Genomic DNA, 2,941 nt, shown 5'->3' with positions numbered 1-2,941 from the left:
ATCCCGAACGAGACGACCGCGGCGAACCTCGTGCTCTCCGGCGAGGTCAACACGGCACTCGTGATCGGCCCGGATCGCCAGCGCCTCCAGGACGCCGGGCTGTTCGTCTCCGAGCTGCCGCTGGCGGCGGGACAGCTGTTCTTCAACCAGGCGGACGGCCACCCCGGCTCCGATCAGGCCGTGCGTGAGGCCCTCACAGAAGCACTCGACCTCGCCCAGCTCCGCCAGGTCCTCACGAGCGGGCAGGGCACTGCGGCGAAGAGCCTCGTCACGATCGCTCCGAACCCCTGCCAGGCCGATGTCGTCGGCGATCTGCTCCCCGCCTTCGACGAGAAGAAAGCCGCCGCGGGCCTCGATGCCGCCGGGTGGAAGGCCGGCTCCGACGGCATCCGTGAGAAGGACGGGACGGCGATGACGATCACTCTCCTCACTCCCACGACGCTCGGCGACGGCGGCAGCGCCGCGGCGGAGCTCATGCAGGCATCGTGGAAGAAGCTCGGTGTCGACGTGACGATCAAGACCGTCGATGCGCCCACCCTGAGCGAGACCCTCTTCGCCTCCGGCGACTGGGACGTCTCCGCTGCTCCGCTGGGCGTCTCGCTGCCGAGCATGCTGGTGCCGTTCTACTCCGGACCGACCCCGCCCGACGGCACGAACTTCGCGTCGGTGGCGGACGACGCCTACACGGCCGCCGTCACGGCCGCCTCGTCGAAGCCGGGCGCCGAAGGATGCGCGGACTGGGGCGACGCCGAGAAGGCCCTGTACACGTCGGTGTCGGTCGTCCCGTACGCGAACAACGTGCTGACGACGTTCGGCAACAAGGTGACCTTCACCGAGGGCGACGGTATCGACCCCGCCTCGATCCGCATGTACGAGTAAGCACGCAGAGAACAACCGAGCCGGAGGCAGCCGATGGCCAGCACCACCGCCACGCACGCGATACTGATCAGATCCGCACGGTCGGACAACCCCTGGGTGTCCTTCCTGGTCCGTCGCGGAGGGCAGTTCGTCCTGTCGGTGTGGGTGCTGGTCACGGCCGCCTTCTTCATGATCCACCTGGTGCCGGGTGACCCGGTGCGCGCGGCGCTCGGACTGAACGCCCCGGCCGAGCTCGTCGAGTCCCGTCGCGCGGCGCTCGGGCTCGACCAGCCGCTGCTCGTGCAGTACTTCCAGTACCTCGGAGGGCTGTTCACCGGCGACATGGGCTCGTCCATGATCACCGGGCAGCCGGTCGCCGAGATCATCTCCACGCGGCTGCCCGCGACCCTGCAGCTCGCCCTCCTCGCCGTCGTGCTGGTGCTGCTGGTGTCTGTCCCGCTCGGGGTGACGATGGCCGTCGCGACCCGCGGTGGCCGCCGTCGCGGCCTCGAGCTGGCCTTCGCGACCGGATCCGTCATCCTCGCCGCGATCCCCGAGTTCCTCCTCGCCGTCGGACTCGTCTACTTCTTCGCGGTCTCCCTCGGCTGGTTCCCGGTCGCCGGCAACACCGCCCCGTTCTCGCTGGTGCTCCCCGTGATCGCCCTCGCCGTCGCCCCCACCGCGGTGTTCTCACGCATCATCCGGGTCGAGGTGCTGTCCGTCCTCAACCAGGACTTCATCCGCACCGCCCGGGCCAAGCGGCTCGCGCCGCACCGGGTCTACTCGCGCCACGCACTGCCGAACGCCATGACCGCGACCCTCACCCTCACCGGCCTGCTCCTGACGGGCATGGTCGCCGGCACCGTGCTGGTCGAGAACGTGTTCGCCTGGCCGGGCCTGGGCACCATGATCGTGCAGTCGATCCTCACCAAGGACTACTCGGTCGTGCAGGGCATCGTCCTCGTCTACGGGATCGGGGTGCTCGTCGTGAACCTCGTGATCGACGTGATCCTCGCCCTCCTCGACCCTCGATCCACCATCCGGGAGGCATGATGTCGGCACGTACGGCATGGTCGGGCATCGTCCGTTCACCACTGGGGATCACGGCACTCGCGCTCGTGCTCCTGGTCACCCTGACCGCGATCTTCGCGCCGATCGTCTGGGGCGCGCAGGCCGAGCAGGTGAACCCCACCGAGATCACGCAGGGACCGAGCGCCGCGCACCTGCTGGGCACCGACACACTGGGACGCGACGTGCTCGCCCGCGTGCTGGTCGCGACCCGGCTCTCGGTGGTGCTCGCCGTGATCGCCGTGATCATCGGGGTCGTCGCCGGAACGCTGCTCGGCACCGCACCCTCGGTGCTCCCGCGCTGGCTCGGACGCCCGATCGTCGGCTTCGTGAACATCGCGGTCGCCTTCCCCGGCCTCCTGCTCGCGCTGTTCTTCGCGGTCATCTTCGGCGTCGGCTCCACCGGTGCCGTGCTCGCGATCGGCTTCGCGATGGCACCGCAGTTCGCCCGGCTCACCCAGACCCTGTCCGCCGCGATCGCGGGACGAGACTTCATCGCGGCCGCGCGGGTGGCCGGTGTCTCGCGCCTGCGCATCCTCATCCGACACATCCTGCCCAACGTCGGCGAACCGCTCATCGTGAACGCCACCGTCTCCGCGGGATCGGCACTGCTCGCCTTCGCCGGACTCTCCTTCCTCGGCCTGGGCGTGCAGGTCCCCGAGTACGACTGGGGCCGGCTGCTGGGCGAGGGCCTGAACCGGATCTACCTCAACCCGGCGGCCGCGCTCGGACCCGCCGTGGCCGTGGTGATCGCCGGACTCGCGTTCAACCTCCTCGGCGAGACCGCAGCCGCGGCCCTGGGCGGTCGCTCCGATCGCCGACGCCACCGCCTCCCCGCGACCGTGCGTCCGCGAGCCGCTCAGCCCGCGCCGGTCGACGGCGAGGAACCGGTACTCCTCGTCGACGACCTGCGCGTCTCCTTCCCGACCCCGAGGGGATGGGTCACCCCCGTGCGCGGCGTCTCGTTCACGGTCGCGCGTGGCGAGGCCATCGGCGTGGTCGGCGAATCGGGCTC

General features: G+C 70.2%; 3 protein-coding genes. All 3 read left to right on the top strand.

Annotated features, from left to right (window positions below; all coding sequences use genetic code 11):
- The coding region (locus ACNPM4_RS15015; protein WP_448986192.1) for an ABC transporter substrate-binding protein at window positions 1-879 on the top strand (879 nt) is incomplete at its 5' end.
- 33 nt (window positions 880-912) lie between these two features.
- The gene (locus ACNPM4_RS15010; RefSeq protein WP_448986190.1) at window positions 913-1,911 is read left to right on the top strand and encodes an ABC transporter permease; all 999 of its coding nucleotides are present in this window, start codon (window positions 913-915) and stop codon (window positions 1,909-1,911) included.
- Window positions 1,908-2,941: ABC transporter permease (locus tag ACNPM4_RS15005; protein WP_448986189.1), on the top strand; the 1,034-nt coding region annotated here is incomplete at its 3' end. The genes ACNPM4_RS15010 and ACNPM4_RS15005, both read left to right, overlap by 4 nt.

The sequence above is a fragment of the Microbacterium umsixpiens genome, assembly GCF_053543675.1.
Note: the sequence above shows the minus strand (reverse complement) of the source record. Positions and strands in the feature narration are given on the sequence as shown.

What these genes read in the sequence shown, in the direction of transcription:
- ACNPM4_RS15010 (WP_448986190.1), top strand. Translation starts at nt 913, where the DNA reads ATGGCCAGCACCACCGCCACGCACGCGATACTGATCAGATCCGCACGG.